Here is an 18,577-nt window from a genome sequence, read left to right as displayed (position 1 = left end):
AGACTCCGCGTGATCCGCGTCTTCGATTTCACGTCGCGTCCTGTAACCGTGTTCAGTTCGGATGAATATCTTGCCGTGGTGGATGGTATGTAAGAGGCTATATAGCAAAAACGCATTGCGGCAGGGAAGCCGCAATGCGTTTTTTGTCCGATTGGAGGTCGGATAGGCTGGGGCGCGAGTGGCGCGCGCTCATGCGCCATCTCGTGCATTCTTATGCCCCGTTACGCCTTCTCGCGCCACTTGGCGATTTCTAATAAGGCAGCGATTACCGTCGCTTGGGTTATTACAGACGATACATGATCGAGTCGTTCCAGAAGCGGTCGAGACGGGTCAGCAGCTTGTTCATCTGCGCGAACTCGTCGGTGCCGATGCCGCCGACCTTGTCGATCGATGCCGTGTGGCGCTCATAGAGCTTGGCAACCGTTTCGGCGATTTCCTGGCCGGTTTCCGTCAGGCTGATGCGGACCGAGCGGCGGTCAATGCGCGAGCGCTGGTGGTTGATGAAGCCGAGGTCGACGAGCTTCTTGACGTTGTAGGAAACGTTGGAGCCCAGGTAGTAACCGCGAGAGCGAAGTTCGCCGGCGGTCAGTTCCGAGTTGCCGATGTTGAAAAGGAGGAGAGCCTGGATGGCGTTGACGTCGCTGCGACCCTGACGGTCGAATTCGTCCTTGATGACATCCAGAAGACGGCGGTGAAGACGTTCGACAAGATGAAGGGATTCCATGTAAAGATCGCGGATACCCAGGTCCTGCTGTTCACGGAAGTTCGATACCGCCTGCGGCTTGATTTTCGTATTCATGATGACTGCCTCACTGTTTTGTTTGGCGGTGTTGGTTGTCTTCCCGCCTTGAGACAGACCCTATCGAATACAGATAAAATTCTACTTAAACTGCAGGCTTAACAGTGCCTTACCAAAACGCGCTGTTGTATCAGGGTAAATCAACGCTTACCTGCTGCCGGCGCCGGCGCTTCTCCTGCCAGAGCAAAAAGCGGAAAACGGCATAGATAATGGCCACTGCCGCATGCAGCAGAATGATGAGTTTGTTGGCTCCGAAAATATCCGGAAGAAAGCCATACATTATGATCTGGCCACCGGCCGCGAGCACCCAGATGACAGGTCCCCAGGAGACAGCCAGCCAGAGCCCGAGGGCAGCCACCGGGAAAAGGACGGCGAGGCTGGTGCTCGCCACCTTCCACGGCAGGCTCAGAAGATCGAAGCGTCCCGCGCCGATCAGCGAGTAGCCGACCAGCATCGCCCAGTACTGCAATCCGAACCAGAAACACGAGATCGCGATCAGGCGCAGGAACAGGACAAAGAGAACGCCGGTGAGCGTGCTTTTCGGTATGGTCGGAGAATCAGCGTTCATGCGTCAGACAATAAGAGTGCTGCGGCGTCTTCGCCAGCGGTTGATCGCAAGCTGTTGATTGGTTGCGGCCATTCGCCCGGTTTGGATTTGCCTGGCGGCATGATAATGAGCGCAGCAACAATTGGAACTGCCAAGAGCTGGAACGATCATGCAGGACAAGACACACCTCGTCGATGAAATCACGGGCCACCGCCGGATGCGGCGCAACCGCAAGGCCGACTGGACGCGCCGGATGGTGCAGGAGAACCGGCTGACGGTCGACGATCTGATCTGGCCGGTCTTCGTGGTTCCGGGTTCCGGCATCGTCGAGCCGATCCCCGCCATGCCTGGCGTCAACCGCATGAGCGTCGACAAGCTGGTGGAAGCCACCAAGGAAGCGGCCGATCTCGGCATCCCCGCGATCGCGACCTTCCCGAATATCGAGATGTCGCTGCGCGACGAGACCGGCTCGAACAGCCTGGAAGCGAACAACCTGATCAACCAGGCAACAATCGCCATCAAGAAGGCCGTGCCGAATATCGGTGTTATCACCGACGTGGCGCTCGATCCGTTCACCAGCCACGGCCATGACGGCATCCTGCGCGGCAACGAGATCGTCAATGACGAGACGGTCGACCAGGTGGCACGCGCGGCCGTGATGCAGGCCRATGCCGGCTCTGACATCATTTCCCCATCCGAAATGATGGACGGCCGCATCGGCGCGATCCGCCGTGCGCTCGACGCCGCCGGGCATCAGGATGTCGGGATCATGAGCTACGCGACGAAGTTCGCTTCCGCCTTCTATGGCCCCTACCGCGAGGCGATCTCGACGGGCGGGCTGCTGAAAGGCGACAAGAAGAGCTACTATATCGACCCGGCCAACGGCACGGAGGCGATCCGCGACGCGGCACTCGACGTCGAAGAAGGCGCCGACATGCTGATGGTCAAGCCCGGCCTGCCCTATATCGACATCTGCTGGCGGATGAAGGAAGCATTCGGCCTTCCGACCTTCGCCTATCAGGTGTCGGGCGAATATTCGCAGATCAAGGCGGCGGCGATGAACGGCTGGATCGACGGCGAAAAGGCTATGCTCGAAACCCTGCTCGCCTTCAAGCGAGCCGGCTGCGACGGCATCCTCACCTACTTCTCCATCGAGGTTGCCAAGATCCTCGCCAAGCGCTGATCGCTTCGCGCCAATATTGTATTCGGGGCGAGCGTCACCATATCAGCGGTAGCCACTCTCGAAAGGAGACCGCAACGATGTCGCTCAACCCGAACCCGCTTTATGCCGCACCTGACGATTGGCGCGCCTATAGCGGCACGCTGAGCCGGCGCGTTTTTGCGTTCATCCTCGACTATGTGATCATTCTGCTGCTCTGCATTCCGGCGGCGGTGATCCTGTTCTTCCTGTCGATCGTCACGCTCGGCCTCGGTTTCTTTCTCTATCCGGCGCTGTTCGTGATCGTCGCTGGCCTCTATTTCGGCTTTACGGTCGGCGGCTCGAGCCAGGCATCGCTTGGCATGCGGGCGATGGGGATTGCGATCGTGCGCGTCGACGGGCGGGAGATGGATTTCCTGACGGCGATCGTTCACCTGGCGCTGTTCTGGATCCTGAACTCGGTTCTGACGCCGCTGATTCTGCTGGTTGGCCTGTTCACCGAACGCAGCCGCCTGCTGCACGATTTTCTCGTCGGCACGGTGACGGTCAGAACCGCCTGAGATCGCTCAAGCCTCTGAAATAAGCGGATTTCCCCTCCTTTTGAGGGGAAATTTTCGGCCAATATCCGAAAGTATAATCGATCAGAAAGCGCGGCTGACTGCCGCGCTGTTGACGTTTTCTTTTCTTAAGTCATGCTGTCATTTCAGCATGCAACCCAAGGACATCTCCGTAGCAGATGAATACGCAGACCACGCCATCTCCGCAGTTTTATCTGACGGCCCCGGCTGCCTGCCCTTACCTTGCGCATGAGATGGAACGAAAGGTTTTTACGCATCTCGTCGGGCCTCGCGCCGCCGAGATGAATGACATCCTGACGCAAGGCGGATTTCGCCGCTCGCAGAATATCGCCTACCGCCCGGCCTGCGAGGCCTGTCGGGCCTGCGTCTCGGTTCGCATCCTCGCCGACGAGTTCGAGCCGACCAAGTCGATGAAGCGGGTGATCGCAACCAATTCCGATATCATCTCGACCGAATTTCCGGCGCAGCCATCGAGCGAGCAATATTCGCTGTTTCGCCGCTATCTCGACTATCGCCACCAGCAGGGCGGCATGTCCGACATGACGGTGCTCGACTATGCGATCATGGTCGAGGATACCCACGTCAACACCAAGATCATCGAGTATCGCCGGCGTGTCGAGGGATCAGGACTGGAAACGCGGCCAAGCGGCGAGCTGATCGCGGCAGCGCTGACCGACACGATGAGCGATGGACTCTCGATGGTCTATTCCTACTTCAATCCCGATCTCGACAAGCGCTCGCTCGGCACCTTCATGATCCTCGATCACATCAGGCGGACAAAGGCACTCGGCCTGCCGCATGTCTATCTCGGCTACTGGGTTCAAGGCTCGCGGAAAATGGACTACAAGACCCGCTACCAGCCGCAGGAACATCTGACCGCGCGCGGCTGGGAACGCTTCGACCCAACATCCCTTCCCGAAGGTAGCCAGCCCTAAATGTCTCTCCCTACCCTTTCCGATCATCGGAAGGGCCTGCTGCTGACGGCGATCGGCGGCCTTGCGCTCTCCATGGACATTCCGCTCGTACGCCTTGCACATGGCGACATGTGGTCGATCGTCGGCATGCGCAGCATCACGACGGTTGCCGTGACGTTGCTGATCCTTTGCGCGATCCGGTGGATGAAGGGAAGCTGGCCGGCGATGGTGCCGGGCAAGTCGGGCCTTCTTGCGGGATTTCTCTATGGGCTCTCTACCATCACATTCCTGCTTGCGGTGTTTCACACCACCACCGCGAACGTGGTCTTCATCGTCGCCTTCAATCCGATGTTCGGCGCGCTGCTATCCTGGCGGTTCCTGAAGGAGCGCCCATCCGTATCGACGCTCGTGACGATGGCCGTGATGATCCTCGGCGTCGGCATGATCGTCGGCGACGGGTTGGCCGGCGGCCACAGCTTCGGGGATGCGATGGCGCTCTTGGCGGCGCTGGTGCTTGCTAGCGCGATTACCGTCGGGCGCGCATCGCGTCGCGCCATGGGTTTCGTGCCATTGCTTGGCGCCACCTTTCCCGCCGTCCTTGGCCTTGCAAACGCCCTGCCAACAGGTCTTGTGATCGAGCATCCCGCCTGGATCATCTTCAACGGCGCCGTCTTGATGCCCGTGTCGTTCTGGTGTCTTGCCAGTGGGCCGCGCTATCTGTCGGCGCCCGAGGTCGGCATGTTCTACCTGCTCGAAACCATTCTGGCGCCGATCTGGATCTGGCTGATCTTCGCGGAAACGCCGCCGGTCATGACACTGATAGGCGGCTCCATCCTCGTCACCGCGATTATGGCGCACTCGCTTTGGATGGTTCGGAAACAGCCTGGGACGCAACAAGCTCCGGCAGCTTGACCGTGTGAGCCGCATCGAGCTCGCGCTCCAGCCCGTTCAGCACATGAGTCCAGCCGCGATGGGTCTGCTCTTCGAAGGCCGACCACTCGGCGCACATTTCATGCGACAGCGTCAGGCGCGTGCCCTCCCCCAGCGGCTCGATTTCGACACGGATGCGATCGGCGTTGTGATCGTGTTCGGCGACCGAGAACGAGAACACCATCAGGCGCGGCCGACGCATTTCGAGAAACACGCCGTAATGAACGGCATCGCCGGTCGGTCGTCTGTCGATGACGAGAAAATGGCCGCCGACGCGCGGCTCGATATCGGCGCGGATGACCCGGCCGTCATCGGTGGCGAAGAGGAAGCGTTTGGCGATTTCGGGATTGAGCCAGGCGTCGTAAACCTCGCAGGGCGAGGCGTTGTAGGTGTGGCCAACTGAAAGCGTAATGGTCTTGCAGGCGCTCATCAACATTCCTCCGTGATCGGACCTCCATGATCGGACATGCCGCCTTCCACGAAGACGCCACATACGATCATTCCGTCCGCCTTCGGAATGATGTTTGTCCATGTTGTGATTACAGGACAAAACTAGAGGAATTGCCCCGCTCGCCAAGAGCGGGGCGCTGATATATTTCAGCCGGCAAACTTGCCGCTGCGGGGGAAGCCCTTGGGAACCGTGCGGCCGGCGGAAGCGCGGTCGGCGAGCCACTCGGCGAGTTCTTCCTTATTCTTGCTGAACGTCCGGCCGGCGCTGTCTTCCCAGACAAGGCCATCCGCGATCGCGAAGCAACGAACGTCCGAAATGCCGCCATCCTTGTAGCGCTGCAGGCGAACGCCCTTGCCGCGCGACATTTCAGGAACCTGATCCAATGGGAAGACCAGGAGCTTGCGGTTTTCGCCGACAACGGCGACGTGGTCGCCGGATACGGGCACGAGCAGCTTGGTCTCGTCGGGCATGGAGACGTTCATGATCTGCTTGCCCTTGCGGGTATTGGCGACCATGTCGGTCTCAGCGACGACGAAGCCGTTGCCGGCCGTCGAGACGATCATCTGCTTGCGCTGCGGATCATGGACGAAGGCCGTCAGCACGTCCTGATCGTTGTCCATGTCGATCATGATGCGCAACGGCTCGCCATGGCCGCGGCCACCCGGCAGCTTGTCGCCGCCGAGCGTGAAGGCCTTACCGCCCGTAGTGATGACAAGAATCTTGTCCGTCGTCTGCGCCGGGAATGCGATCCTCAGCGCATCGCCTTCCTTGAAGGTCAGCGTCGCGGTGTCGGAGATGTGGCCCTTCAACGCGCGGATCCAGCCCTTCTCGGAAACGACGACGGTGATCGGCTCTTTCTCGATCATCGCCTGCTGGATCGCCTGCTCGTCGGCATCAGGCGCTTCGGCGAACTGGGTTCGACGGCGGCCGAGTTCGGTCGCCTTGGCGAACTTCTTCTTCACCTCGCCGATTTCCCAGGCAACGGTCTGCCACTGCTTGTCCTCAGAGGCGAGCAGCGCTTCGATCTCGGCCTTTTCCTTGCTCAGAGCGTCGAACTCGGTGCGGATCTCGAACTCTTCCAGCTTGCGCAAGGAGCGCAGGCGCATGTTGAGGATCGCTTCGACCTGGATCTCGGTCAGCGACCAGCGCGCGACCATGACGGGCTTGGGCTCATCCTCTTCGCGGATGATGCGGATCACCTCGTCGATGTTGAGGTAGGCGATCAGCAGGCCGCCCAGGACTTCCAGGCGACGCTCGATGGCGGCAAGGCGGAAGCGCGAGCGGCGCTGAAGCACGTCGCGCCGGTGGTCCAGCCATTCCTTCAGGACCTCGTTCAAAGCCATGACGCGCGGAATACGGCCCATGGAGAGAACGTTCATGTTCAGCGGGAAACGGCTTTCGAGTTCCGTCAGCTTGAACATGGATTCCATGAGGATCGTCGGGTCGACGGTGCGGTTCTTCGGCACCAGCACGACGCGGACATCTTCAGCCGACTCGTCGCGAATGTCTTCCAGCAGCGGCAGCTTGCGGGCGATCAAGAGCTCGGCGATCTTCTCGATCAGGCGCGACTTCTGCACCTGGAACGGAATTTCGGTGATGATGATCTGATAACCGCCGCGACCGAGATCCTCGGTCTCCCACTTGGCGCGCGTGCGGAAACCGCCGCGGCCGGTCTTGTAGGCGTCGATGATCGTCTGGCGGTCGTCGATGATGATGCCGCCGGTCGGGAAATCCGGGCCGGGGATGAACTGCTCCACCAGCGTCTCGACCGTCGCATCCGGATGCTTGATCAGATGCAGCGCCGCGTCGCAGAGTTCGTGTGCGTTGTGCGACGGGATCGAGGTCGCCATGCCGACGGCGATGCCCGACGAGCCGTTGGCGAGCAGGTTCGGGAAGGCGCCGGGGAGAACCGTCGGTTCCTGGTCTTCCTCGTTGTAGGTCAGACGGAAATCGACGGCGTCTTGGTCGACACCCTCGAGCAACAGCCCGGCGACATCGGTCATGCGGGCTTCGGTGTATCGATAGGCGGCGGCACTGTCGCCATCGATGTTGCCGAAGTTCCCCTGCCCGTCGACAACGGGATAACGCTGCGAGAAATCCTGGGCGAGACGGACCAGCGCATCGTAGACCGACTGGTCACCGTGCGGATGGAATTTACCGATGACGTCACCGACGATACGGGCGCATTTCTTGAAAGCCGAGTTCGGGCGGATGCCCATCTCGCTCATCGCGTGGATGATGCGGCGATGGACAGGCTTGAGGCCGTCGCGAACGTCGGGCAGCGCGCGGTGCATGATGGTCGACAGCGCGTAGGCGAGATAACGCTCTTCGAGCGCCGCCTTCAGGTCGATCGGAAGAATGCTGTCATCGTCTCCGCCAGAGGGCGGCAAAATCTCTTGTCCCATACCTTCTGACTAACCGAGATGGTTGATGTGAGCAAGGAATCCGGGCATTGCGGCTGTGGATGAAGTCTCCGAACAGAAAGAAAACGACCGCTAAAACCTTTCTGCCCGAATTTGGACTTTGTTTGCTTATCCCTTCAACATAATTTTAGAAAACACGAAATATAAACCGGCACAAATCCATCGTAGATTGACGGCCAACCGCCCACCTGGATCTGAGGAACACCAATGACATTTTACCGGACGACACGGCTCATGCTTTCGGGCGTGGCATTTCTTTCTCTCGCCGGCTCCGCCTTCGCGCTCGATGGCCAAGACCTGCTCAAGAAGATCAATGCCGCCTACACGCTGCAGGGCGGCACGCTCGCAGCCGATGGCGTCGATGTCGACGGCAAGACCGTCACGCTGAAGAACGCCAGCTTCAAGCCGAACAACGGCGGCGCGCTGCCGATCGGCGAAATCACGCTTTCGGGCGTCGAGGAAGATGACGACGGCGGCTACTACATCGAGGAAGCAGCCTTCCCCGATATCAACACCACCAATGACGGCGCGACCCTGACCGTCAGCGAGCTGACGCTCGGCGGCATCTCCGTCCCGGCCGACCCCAAGGGCGAAGGCCTCTCCTCCATGCTGCTCTACGAGAGCGCCCACAGCGGCCCGCTGAAGGTCGTCAAGGATGGCGTCGAAGTATTCTCGCTCGGCGGCAGCGACGTGAACCTGACGCTGCGCGAAGACGAGTCCGGCTTCGATTTCGACGGCGCCTTCAAGAGCCTCAAGGCCGACCTCAGCAAGGCAGCCGATCCGCAGAGCAAGGAAGCGATCGAGAAGCTGGCGCTGCAGCAGGTCAATGGCGACATCACCATGAAGGGCGCCTGGGATCTGGCACCCGGCACGATCGACGTGTCGGAGTTTGCCTTCGACTTCAGCAATGTCGGCAAGCTCAACCTCGCCTTCAAGGTCAACGGCTATACGCTCGCCTTCGTGAAGTCGCTGCAGGAAGCCGCCCAGCAGGCGGAAGCCAACCAGAACAAGGACCAGGCCCAGCAGGCCTTCGGCCTTGCCATGCTTGGCCTGTTGCAGCAGCTGTCCTTCGAAAGCGCCCAGATCCGCTTCGACGACGCCTCTATCACCAAGCGCGCGCTTGATTACGCCGGCAGCCAGCAGGGCATGTCAGGCAAGCAGATGGCGGACTCGCTTAAGGCGATGGCGCCGATCATGCTGGCGCAGCTCAACATCCCCGAGCTGCAGAACGCCGTATCGGCCGCCGTCAACACCTTCCTCGACGACCCGAAGAGCCTGACGGTCAACGCCGCACCGGAAAAGCCCGTGCCGTTCCCGATGATCATGGGTGCCGCCATGGGCGCACCGAACACGCTGCCGCAGGTGCTCGGCGTGAAGGTTTCGGCGAACGACTGATCGCCTCGACATGAAATCAGGAAGGCCCGGCGCGCATTGCTCGCCGGGCCTTTTTTTCATCGTATGCTGTGGCGTTTCAATTCGCTGATCGCGTGATCAGCCGCTGCCAAGAGTTCGTCGACGCCCGCACCGTCACGCGCCTGGACCGACATTCCCTGAACCATGGCGCCGAGAAAACGGGCAAGCGAGCCGGCATCGGTGTCGGCGCGCATATCGCCCTCCTCTACCCCACGCTCGATACGCGCCTGGAACGCGCCCAGCGTCCGCAGCCGCAGGGATGAAACGTGAAAGGCGATGTCCTCGTTTTCCGCCGCGCAGTTCAGCACCGCGGTCGAGATCATGCAGCCCTTGGGATGTTCGGGCGCCGTGAACAGGAATGCGGAGTTCCGCAGGAAACGCGTGAAAGCCGTTACCGTATCGATGTTTTCCTGCAACGGGTTGCCCGGCTCCTGCCGTGGCATGCGGCGGTACTGATCGAGCGTCTCGCGATAGAGATCAGCCTTTGAGCGGAAGGCCGCGTAGAGGCTTTGAGGGGTAATCCCCATGGACGCCGTCAGGTCAGCGATCGATGAGCCATCGTAGCCGTGCTGCCAGAAGACGTCACGCGCCGCCGCCAGAACGACCTCCCTGTCGAAAGCGGGTGGGCGGCCGCGCTTGCGTTGAGTTTCAGGTTTCGAACTTTCTGTATTTTTCACAACGTTCACTCTGGAATTATCTTGCGATCCGCTATATTCAGGAATGGTCATTGTGATTATAGAAGGTTTGATCTCATGAGTCTTCCCCCAGACATCAAGATTGATAACGCGGCGGTATCCTTCGGCGCGGGCGTCGATGAGGCGATCGATGCCGCACTTGCCGATAAGCGGCTGGTGGGCGCGGTGGTCCTGATCATGCAAGATGGAAAGCCGGTCTACCGGCGCGCAGCCGGGCTGGCGGACCGGGAGGCCGGACTGGCGATGACGGAGGACACGATCTTCCGCCTTGCTTCGGTCACCAAGCCGATCGTGACGATTGCCGCCATGCGACTGGTCGAACAGGGCCGGATGGGTTTGGACGATCCGATCACACGCTGACTGCCCGACTTCCGGCCGCGGCTTGCCGATGGTGGGGAAGCGATCATCCGCCTTCGCCATCTGCTCACCCACACCGCGGGCCTAAGCTACTGCTTCATCGACGAGGATGGTCCCTACACCCGCGCCGGCGTTTCGGACGGCATCGGCGAGCCTGGTATGGCGCTCGCGGAGAACCTGAAGCGCATTGCGAGTGCACCGCTGCGGTTCGCGCCGGGCGAAGGCTGGTGCTACTCTCTGGCGATCGACGTTCTCGGCGGCGTCATCGAGCAGGAAATGGCCATGTCGCTCGACGATGCGGTCGCCGAACTCGTCACCGGCCCGCTCGGGATTACAGACACCGCGTTTTCGGTGCGCGACCGGAAGCGATTGGCGGCTGCGTATTTCAATGCCTCTCCCGAGCCGGAGCGGATGGGACAGGAAGCAGTCATTCCAGCGCTGACGGGCTCAGTGCGGTTTGCGCCGGACCGGATCTTCGACCCTTCGTCCTATCACTCCGGCGGCGCAGGAATGGCGGGCACGGCGGGCGATATACTCCGCATTCTCGAAGCCATCCGCCAGGGCGGCGGCATATTGCTATCTGAGGAAACGGTCGCGACCATGATGACCGATCAGGCCAACGGCCTACGGCAGCAGGTGGAGCCCGGCTCGGGCTTCGGCTTCGGCTGGGCCGTGGTGACCGATCCTGATGCCGCGCAGGTTCCGCTGTCACGCGGTAGCCTGCAATGGGGCGGGGTCTACGGCCACAGCTGGTTCGTGGATCCGACAGAGAAGCTGACGGTGGTCGCGCTCACCAATACGACGCTGGAGGGCATGTGGGGCCGGTTCACCGTCGACCTCAAACAGGCGATCTACGCGGCTCTCTGACTTGTCCGAAAACGAAAAAAGCCCGACCTGCGCCGGGCTTTTTTCATTCAAGCGATCTTCGCTCAGTCCTTCTTGACCGGCGGCATGACGCGCAGCGACAGTTCCATCAGCTGCTTCGGCGTTGCCGGCGACGGGGCGTTCATCAGGAGGTCCTGCGCCTGCTGGTTCATCGGGAACAGCGTGATTTCGCGCAGGTTCTTGGCGCCGAGCAGGAGCATCACCACACGGTCGATACCGAAGGCGCAGCCGCCGTGCGGAGGCGCGCCGTACTGGAAGGCGCGGTACATGCCGCCGAAGCGCTCTTCGACATCCGTCTGGCTGAGGCCGACCAGCTCGAAGGCCTTGACCATGGCTTCCGGCGACTGGTTACGGATCGAGCCCGAGGCGATTTCGAAGCCGTTGCAGACGGCGTCGTACTGGTAGGCCTTGAGCGACAGCGGATCCTGGGTCTGCAGCGCTTCCAGACCACCCTGCGGCATCGAGAAGGGGTTGTGGGCGAAGTCGACCTTCTTGTCTTCCTCGCTCCATTCGTAGAACGGGAAGTCGATGATCCAGCACAGTTCGAAGCGATCACGATCGACCAGGTTCAGGTCTTCACCCGCCTTGGTGCGCGCTTCGCCCGCGAACTTGTAGAACTTCGCCGGCTCGCCGGCGACGAAGAAGGCGGCGTCGCCTGCTTCAAGGCCGAGCTGGACACGCAGCGCTTCGGTGCGCTCTTCGCCGATGTTCTTGGCAAGCGGACCGGAACCGCCGACCTTGCCGTCTTCTTCCTTCCAGAAGATGTAGCCGAGGCCCGGCTGGCCGAGCGACTGCGCCCAGGCGTTCATGCGGTCGCAGAACGCGCGGCTACCGCCGGTCTTGGCCGGGATGGCCCAGACTTCAACCTTCGGGTTGGAGGCGATCATGCCGGCGAAGACCTTGAAGCCGGAGCTTGCGAAGTGCTCGGTGACGGCCTGCATCTCGATCGGGTTACGCAGGTCGGGCTTGTCGGAGCCGTACTTGCGGATCGCGACGTCGTAAGGAATACGCGGCCATTCCTTGGTGACCGGCTTGCCTTCGGCGAACTGCTCGAAGACCGAGGTCATGATCGGGGCCATCGTGTCCCAGACGTCTTCCTGGGTGACGAAGCTCATTTCCAGGTCGAGCTGGTAGAATTCGCCCGGCAGACGGTCGGCGCGCGGGTCCTCGTCGCGGAAGCACGGGGCGATCTGGAAGTAGCGGTCGAAACCGGCCACCATCAGGAGCTGCTTGTACTGCTGCGGGGCCTGCGGCAGGGCGAAGAACTGGCCGGGGTGGATACGCGACGGCACGAGGAAGTCGCGCGCGCCTTCCGGCGAGGACGCTGTCAGGATCGGGGTCGTGTATTCGCCGAAGCCGGCCGACGTCATGCGGTTGCGGATGTCGGAGATGATCTGGCTGCGCTTGACGATGTTCTTGTGCAGCGTCTCGCGGCGCAGGTCGAGGAAGCGGTACTTGAGGCGGATGTCCTCAGGATAATCCGGCTCGCCGAAGACCGGCAGCGGCAGTTCCTTGGCTTCGGAGAGGACTTCGATCTCCTGGGCGTAGAGTTCGATCTCACCGGTCGCCATGTTCTTGTTGACGGTGTCTTCCGAACGCGCCTTGACGACGCCGTCGATGCGGATGACCCACTCGCCGCGAACGGTCTCGGCGATCTTGAAGGCCGGGCTATCCGGGTCGGCGACGACCTGGGTCATGCCGTAATGGTCGCGAAGGTCGATGAAGAGAACGCCGCCATGGTCACGAACGCGGTGGACCCAGCCGGAAATCCGGACATTGGCGCCGACATCCGACTTGCGGAGGGCTGCACATGTGTGGCTGCGGTAACGATGCATCATCTCAATTTCCAGTATTTGGCTTGAAGACGGCAGCAGGGGCTTCAAAAGCTCTCTCGCGCCGACAAGAAAATCGGGCGGAAAAGCGCATGGACGGCCTGATTTGTCAAGACTTGGCACGGCTCACGCGTGCTTTGCGCGCGGTTTTCGACGTGGTTGCAACCTTATCATATGCCAAGCTCTGCGGCAGTTTGGCTGCACGAGGCATATTGCTGAAGGTCGCGGTCAACTTTAAAGAGGAGGCATCGACATTCTCCGGAGTCCCGCCATGCCCCTCCTCACCCGTCGCAACCTTCTGAAGGCTTCCGCCGTCGCCGGCGCTTACGGGGTAGGCATCGGCATCGCCGGCAAGTTCGGCATGGCGGAAGCGGCGCCCGAGCCGCAGGTGCTGAAAGCGCTGAAGACCCAAGCGACGCTTACCGACGCCGGCGTGACCAAGAACATCATGACGTGGGGTGCTGTGGGGGGTGACGCGCAGGGCGGTGCGGGAATGCCGCCGGTGCTGCGCATGACCAAGGGCAAGCCCTATGCGGCGCGGCTGACCAACACGCTCGACGAACCCACCACCATTCATTGGCATGGCCTGCGCATTCCCAACAAGATGGACGGCGTGCCGTTCATGACGCAGCCCTACGTCTATACCGGCGACAGCTTCGACTACGCCTTCACGCCGCCCGATGCCGGCACCTTCTGGTATCATCCGCACTGCAACACGCTGGCGCAGATGGGTCAGGGCATGACCGGCGTGATCGTGGTCGAGGACGCGGCCGACCCCACATTCGATTCCGAAGTCGTGCTGAACCTGCGCGACTGGCGTCTCGGCGGCGACGGCCAGTTCATTGCTGCGTTCCGGCCGCGCGACGCGGCGAAGACGGGCACCTACGGCACGGTGCGTACCGCGAACTGGCATCAGGAGCCGCAATATGACGCGCCGGCCGGCGGCCTGATCCGCCTGCGCATCGCCGTCACCGACGTCACACGCATCTTCTCGCTGAAGATGGAAGGCGCGGAGGCGACCGTGATCGCGATCGACGGCAATCCGGTGCCCAAGCGCTTCCCGCTCGACCTGCTGTTCATCGGCCCGGGCCAGCGGCTCGATCTTGCCGTTCGCATGCCAGATTCCGAAGGCGCGGTTGCGACGCTGGAGGACATTCGCGGCACCACGCCGAAAACGATCGCCAAGCTGCGTTCGGTGGGCACCTCGCTCAAGCGCAATGTCGGCGACCTCGCGGCACTCGCGGAGAACCCCGTCGCCAAGGCCGACCTGTCTTCGGCGGAGAAAATCTCGGTCGTTCTCAGCGCCACCGCCGAGAATGCGCCGGTCGACAGCATCTGCGGGACGCTGGGCTACAGCTTCTGGGCCATCAACAAGGTGCCGTGGCCGGGCGACACGAGCGACCCGACTGCACCGCTTTCGGAACTGAAGCTCGGCAAGAGCTATATCCTGCAGCTGGAAAACGTGACGCCGCATACGCATCCGATCCACCTGCACGGGATGAGCTTCACGGTGCTCTCATCGTCCACGCGCGAGGTCATGCCGCTCGTCACAGACACCTATCTGGTGCAGCCGGACGAGAAGGTGCAGCTTGCCTTCGTGGCCGACAATCTCGGCGATTGGCTGTTGCATTGCCACATCATCGAGCATCAGAAGACCGGCATGACGAGTTATGTCAGGGTTGTTTGACCACTCTTTGCCGGTAGCGGTTGACATATTGGGCCGAAAGGAGAAGGAAAGGTTCAACTATGTCTATCCTGCGAATGAATTGAGATGATTGAAACAACCGCCGATTTGGAGGCGGCCTGCATCGAGCTGGCCAAGTCAGAATTCATTACTATCGACACCGAGTTTCTGCGAGAGACGACGTTCTGGCCGGAGCTTTGCTTGATCCAGATGGCGAGCCCGACGACGGAAGTGCTTGTCGATCCGCTGGCCAAGGGTCTCGACATGAAACCCTTCTTCGAGCTGATGGCCAATTCCAGCGTGCTGAAGGTGTTCCACGCCGCGCGCCAGGATATCGAAATCATCTACAACCGTGGCGGCCTCATCCCGCATCCGATCTTCGACACGCAGGTCGCGGCGATGGTTTGCGGCTTCGGCGATTCCGTCTCCTACGACCAGTTGGTCAGCCGGACCAAGGGCGTGCAGATCGACAAGTCGTCGCGCTTCACCGACTGGAGCCGCCGTCCGCTTTCCGACAAGCAGCTCGACTACGCGCTGGCCGACGTGACGCATCTGCGCGACGTCTACCTCTATCTCAAGGCAGAACTCGAGCGCGAAGGTCGCTCCTTGTGGCTCTCCGAGGAGATGGATGTGCTCGAGGCGAAAGAGACCTACGACATTCATCCGGACGACGCCTGGCAGCGCCTGAAGATGCGCCTGCGCAAGCCGCAGGAGCTTGCCGTGCTGAAATACGTGGCCGCGTGGCGCGAGCGTGAAGCACGCAGCCGCAACGTGCCGCGTTCTCGCGTCATCAAGGACGACGCGATCTACGAGATCGCCCAGCAGCAACCAAAGGACGCCGAAGCGCTCGGTCGCCTGCGCACCATCCCGAAGGGTTGGGAACGGTCGTCGGCCGGTGCCGCCGTCGTCGAGGCGGTGAATACGGCGCTGGCGCTACCGAAGGCCGACATGCCGCATGCGCCGAGACAGACCCAGGCGCCGGAGGGAGCCGCGGCCGCAGCCGAGCTCCTGAAGGTGCTATTGAAGCTGATCTCGGAAAAGCACGGCGTTGCGCCCAAGGTGATCGCCAATAGCGAGGATCTGGACAAGATCGCCGCCGAAGGTGAGAACGCCGATGTGGGCGCGCTGCGCGGCTGGCGTCGGGAGCTGTTCGGTGATCCCGCCCTGCAGCTGATCAAGGGCGACGTCGCGTTGCGCTTCGTCGGCAAGAAGGTCGAGACGGTCGCTTTGTAAGTCGCGACGCAAATTTTGCGTTGCCTCGATTCAGGCCATAACTGCGCCCAATCATTCAGCTAAATCTTTTCGGTAGGGACTTCCTGTCCCCTTCCGAAAGGGCTTTCGCGCGCCTACATTGCTTCAGACGCACGCTGGCCAAGGCTGAACGAAAAGACCCTTATGAGAGAAGTATCTCCAGTCCAGAACTGGCTTCTGATCATGCTCGTCATGGCGGGAAGCGGCGTGCTCTACAGCGTCATGTTCTTCCAGGACAGCCGGCCGCTCGTCGGCGCCGTCTTCGCGCTTTGCATGGGCATGCCGATCATCGCGTTTGAGCGAAAAGTGATTTTTCGCGGACTGCGCAACCGGGTCGAGGCGCTGCCAACGCTCACCTTCTTCCTCGCCGAGCTTTTCATCTACGAAGTGCTGATGAGCATCGGCTTCGCAGCCGCAGGCCTCTCTTTGTGGGGAACCGGCATTGTCATCCCCCATTCCTGGGTCGACATGGTGGTGCTGCCGTTCAACGCTTTTCTCTATGCGCTTGCCGTTTGCTCGCTGATGATCTTCGTTCTCAGAGTTCGCGAGTTGCTTGGCCGTGAGGTGTTCACCAGCATGCTCATAAGCCGCTACCGCAAGCCGGTCAGCGAAGAGCGGGTATTTCTCTTCATCGACCTCGTCGATTCGACGACCTTCGCGGAGAAGCATGGCGATTTGCGCGCCCAGCAGATGCTGAGCTCGCTGTTTGCCGCCTTTGCCGAGCCGGTGCGCAAGTACAAGGGAACGATCGTCGATTATGTCGGCGATGCCGCCATCATTACCTGGCCGCTGGACCGCGGCGTCAAATTCGCGCGATGCGTCAACTGCATCTTCGACATCATCAATGCGATCGAGGCGGATGCCGAGAGCTGGCTGACGACCTATGGGCAGGTGCCGAGGTTGCGCGCGGCGCTGCATGGCGGCAGCATCATCACCGCGGAAATCGGCGTCGACCATCACAAGATCACCTATTTCGGCGATACGATCAACACCGCGTCGCGGCTTGAATCGCTCTGCAAGACACTGAACCGCTCGGTACTGATCTCGACCGACCTCGCCCAGCGGATCCAACTGCCGGCCAAGGTGGTGGCGGAGGATCTCGGCCAGCATGCGGTCAAGGGACGCGGACAGAGCCTCGGCGTGATCTCGCTCGTCAAGGCGGACGACCGCATAGCGTCACCAAAGCTTCACGCGGGTGTCAAAGCGCCGACATAAGAGGCCTGCTAATCGAAGCCCGCATTCTAGTACATGGGGGTTTCGATGAAAAATGCTCTTCTTGCTTCTGTTTCATTTGTTCTTTTGATCGCCGGTTCGGCCATGGCCGACCAGCAGCAGTTTCCCGCAAAGCTCGCCGGCCAGGCTATCCTGCCGGCGAACACCATGGTGCCGGCTCCTGCCGATGCACCTGAGTTCCTCAAGCACTCCGGCAAGTTCACGACGCCGGATCGCAAGCGCACCGAGGCGCTCGGCACCGTTCCGGGCAAGGACGGCGCGCGCGTGACCGACCTCAAGCTTCCCTTCGATGGACAGCCGATCCAGGGCTTCTCCGGCATCAAGACCATGGAAGACGGTACGTTCTGGACGCTGTCCGACAACGGCTTCGGTTCGAAGGCCAACTCCAGCGACGCCATGCTTTTCCTGCATCAGGTCAAGTTCGATTGGGCCACCGGCAAGGTCGAGGTCGTCAAGAACCTGTTCCTGTCCGATCCCGACAAGAAGGCGCCCTTCCCGATCGTGCTTGAAGGTGCCGAGAAGCGCTACCTCACAGGCGCTGATTTCGACATCGAGTCCATCCAGCCCGTCGCCGACGGTTTCTGGATCGGCGAAGAGTTCGGGCCTTACATCCTGAAGTTCGACACCGAGGGCAAGCTGACCGACGTCGTTTCTACCGTCGTCAACGGCAAGCCGGTGCTGTCGCCCGACCACCCGACGCTGTCGGTTCCGGCAAACCCGGTTGCCAAGATGCCCGCATTCACCGTGAAGCGTTCCGGCGGCTTCGAAGGCCTTGCGATGTCCAAGGATGGCAGCAAGCTCTACGGCCTGCTCGAAGGCCCGCTCTTCCAGGACGACGGCAAGGTCGAGGCGGTCGATGGCCGCACGGGCCTGCGCATCGTTGAGTTCGACACGGCGGCCAAGAACTGGACCGGCCGCAGCTGGCTCTACCCGCTGGAAGAAAAGGGCATTGCGATCGGCGACTTCAACATGCTCGACGACACCACCGCGCTGGTGATCGAGCGTGACAACGGCGCCGGCAGCAAGGACAAGGCCTGCGCCGATCCCAAGCAGCCGAAGGCCGATTGCTTCGAGGCTCCCGCCGAGTTGAAGCGCATCTACAAGATCGAGTTCAACGACGCCAACGTAAACGGCGCCGTACGCAAGATCGGCTATATCGACCTTCTCGACATCAAGGACCCTGAGAACAAGAAGAAGGCCGGCACCAAGGATGGCGTCTACGACATGCCGTTCGTGACGATCGAAAACGTCGACCGCGTCGATGCCACCCACATCGTGGTCGGCAACGACAACAACCTGCCCTTCTCGGCCGGCCGCGCCGTCGACAAGGCTGACGACAACGAGTTCAGCCTGCTTGAAGTCGGCGAACTGCTGAACGCCAAGTAAGCAGCGTTAGAAATCAAGACGGCCCCCGTTCGAAATAGCG

General features: G+C 61.2%; 15 protein-coding genes and 1 pseudogene. 10 read left to right on the top strand and 6 right to left on the bottom strand.

Going from position 1 to position 18,577, the window contains the following annotated elements; all coding sequences use genetic code 11:
* Positions 1–283 precede the first annotated feature (283 nt).
* Together ldtR and AC1DOG_RS10345 are read right to left on the bottom strand one after the other, a co-directional pair.
* Entirely contained in the window at positions 284–799 is a 516-nt protein-coding gene (gene ldtR, locus AC1DOG_RS10350; RefSeq protein WP_018898693.1) for a transcriptional regulator LdtR, read from the bottom strand.
* 130 nt (positions 800–929) lie between these two features.
* Positions 930–1,367: a DUF6163 family protein gene (locus AC1DOG_RS10345; protein WP_477927793.1), complete on the bottom strand. Its 438-nt coding sequence runs from the start codon at positions 1,365–1,367 to the stop codon at positions 930–932.
* 148 nt (positions 1,368–1,515) lie between these two features.
* On the opposite strand from AC1DOG_RS10345, the gene hemB reads away from it, so the two are divergent.
* The 4 genes from hemB to AC1DOG_RS10325 all read left to right on the top strand — a co-directional run bounded on the left by hemB (position 1,516) and on the right by AC1DOG_RS10325 (position 4,909).
* Positions 1,516–2,529, top strand: coding sequence for a porphobilinogen synthase (hemB, locus tag AC1DOG_RS10340; RefSeq protein WP_477927791.1), 1,014 nt, complete (start codon positions 1,516–1,518; stop codon positions 2,527–2,529).
* Between the two features lie 77 nt (positions 2,530–2,606).
* Positions 2,607–3,065: an RDD family protein gene (locus AC1DOG_RS10335; RefSeq protein ID WP_018898696.1), complete on the top strand. Its 459-nt coding sequence runs from the start codon at positions 2,607–2,609 to the stop codon at positions 3,063–3,065.
* A 176-nt stretch (positions 3,066–3,241) separates the two neighbouring features.
* On the top strand, positions 3,242–4,018 hold the full coding sequence (locus AC1DOG_RS10330) for an arginyltransferase (protein WP_018898697.1): 777 nt from the start codon (positions 3,242–3,244) through the stop codon (positions 4,016–4,018).
* On the top strand, positions 4,019–4,909 hold the full coding sequence (locus tag AC1DOG_RS10325; protein ID WP_477927789.1) for a DMT family transporter: 891 nt from the start codon (positions 4,019–4,021) through the stop codon (positions 4,907–4,909).
* On the opposite strand, the gene AC1DOG_RS10320 is transcribed toward AC1DOG_RS10325, so the two are convergent.
* Positions 4,845–5,357 (bottom strand): SRPBCC family protein, encoded by a 513-nt coding sequence (locus tag AC1DOG_RS10320; protein WP_047513216.1) that lies wholly within the window; start codon positions 5,355–5,357, stop codon positions 4,845–4,847. The two genes, AC1DOG_RS10325 and AC1DOG_RS10320, sit on opposite strands and share 65 nt — an antisense overlap.
* Positions 5,358–5,524: 167 nt before the next feature.
* Positions 5,525–7,783 (bottom strand): DNA topoisomerase IV subunit A, encoded by a 2,259-nt coding sequence (gene parC, locus AC1DOG_RS10315; protein ID WP_113008505.1) that lies wholly within the window; start codon positions 7,781–7,783, stop codon positions 5,525–5,527.
* 225 nt (positions 7,784–8,008) lie between these two features.
* Here parC and AC1DOG_RS10310 point away from each other — a divergent pair, with 225 nt between their 5' ends.
* Complete coding sequence (locus AC1DOG_RS10310; RefSeq protein WP_477927786.1) at positions 8,009–9,196, top strand: hypothetical protein; 1,188 nt, start codon at positions 8,009–8,011, stop codon at positions 9,194–9,196.
* Positions 9,197–9,252: 56 nt separating this feature from the next.
* Here AC1DOG_RS10310 and AC1DOG_RS10305 read toward each other — a convergent pair whose 3' ends face one another.
* Positions 9,253–9,942 carry a TetR/AcrR family transcriptional regulator gene (locus AC1DOG_RS10305; protein WP_477927784.1) on the bottom strand — a complete coding sequence of 230 codons (690 nt, stop codon included), beginning with the start codon at positions 9,940–9,942 and terminating at the stop codon, positions 9,253–9,255.
* Positions 9,943–9,966: 24 nt separating this feature from the next.
* Here AC1DOG_RS10305 and AC1DOG_RS10300 point away from each other — a divergent pair.
* A pseudogene (locus tag AC1DOG_RS10300) lies at positions 9,967–11,133 on the top strand (serine hydrolase domain-containing protein).
* 62 nt (positions 11,134–11,195) lie between these two features.
* Here AC1DOG_RS10300 and aspS read toward each other — a convergent pair.
* Positions 11,196–12,986, bottom strand: a complete 1,791-nt coding sequence (gene aspS, locus AC1DOG_RS10295; RefSeq protein ID WP_477928151.1) for an aspartate--tRNA ligase — start codon at positions 12,984–12,986, stop codon at positions 11,196–11,198.
* 268 nt (positions 12,987–13,254) lie between these two features.
* Between aspS and AC1DOG_RS10290 the strand changes: the two genes are divergently transcribed.
* The 4 genes from AC1DOG_RS10290 (at position 13,255) to AC1DOG_RS10275 (ending at position 18,537) form a co-directional block, all read left to right on the top strand.
* A complete protein-coding gene (locus AC1DOG_RS10290) occupies positions 13,255–14,670 on the top strand; it encodes a multicopper oxidase family protein (RefSeq protein WP_477927782.1) in 1,416 nt (471 codons plus the stop codon).
* 84 nt (positions 14,671–14,754) lie between these two features.
* Positions 14,755–15,900: a ribonuclease D gene (rnd, locus tag AC1DOG_RS10285; RefSeq protein ID WP_477927780.1), complete on the top strand. Its 1,146-nt coding sequence runs from the start codon at positions 14,755–14,757 to the stop codon at positions 15,898–15,900.
* A 162-nt stretch (positions 15,901–16,062) separates the two neighbouring features.
* Entirely contained in the window at positions 16,063–17,133 is a 1,071-nt protein-coding gene (locus AC1DOG_RS10280; RefSeq protein WP_113008501.1) for an adenylate/guanylate cyclase domain-containing protein, read from the top strand.
* Between the two features lie 45 nt (positions 17,134–17,178).
* Positions 17,179–18,537 carry an esterase-like activity of phytase family protein gene (locus tag AC1DOG_RS10275; protein WP_477927778.1) on the top strand — a complete coding sequence of 453 codons (1,359 nt, stop codon included), beginning with the start codon at positions 17,179–17,181 and terminating at the stop codon, positions 18,535–18,537.
* The last annotated feature ends 40 nt before the right edge of the window (positions 18,538–18,577 follow it).

It is taken from the genome of Rhizobium sp. 01N48 (genome assembly GCF_056399145.1).
Note: the sequence above shows the minus strand (reverse complement) of the source record. Positions and strands in the feature narration are given on the sequence as shown.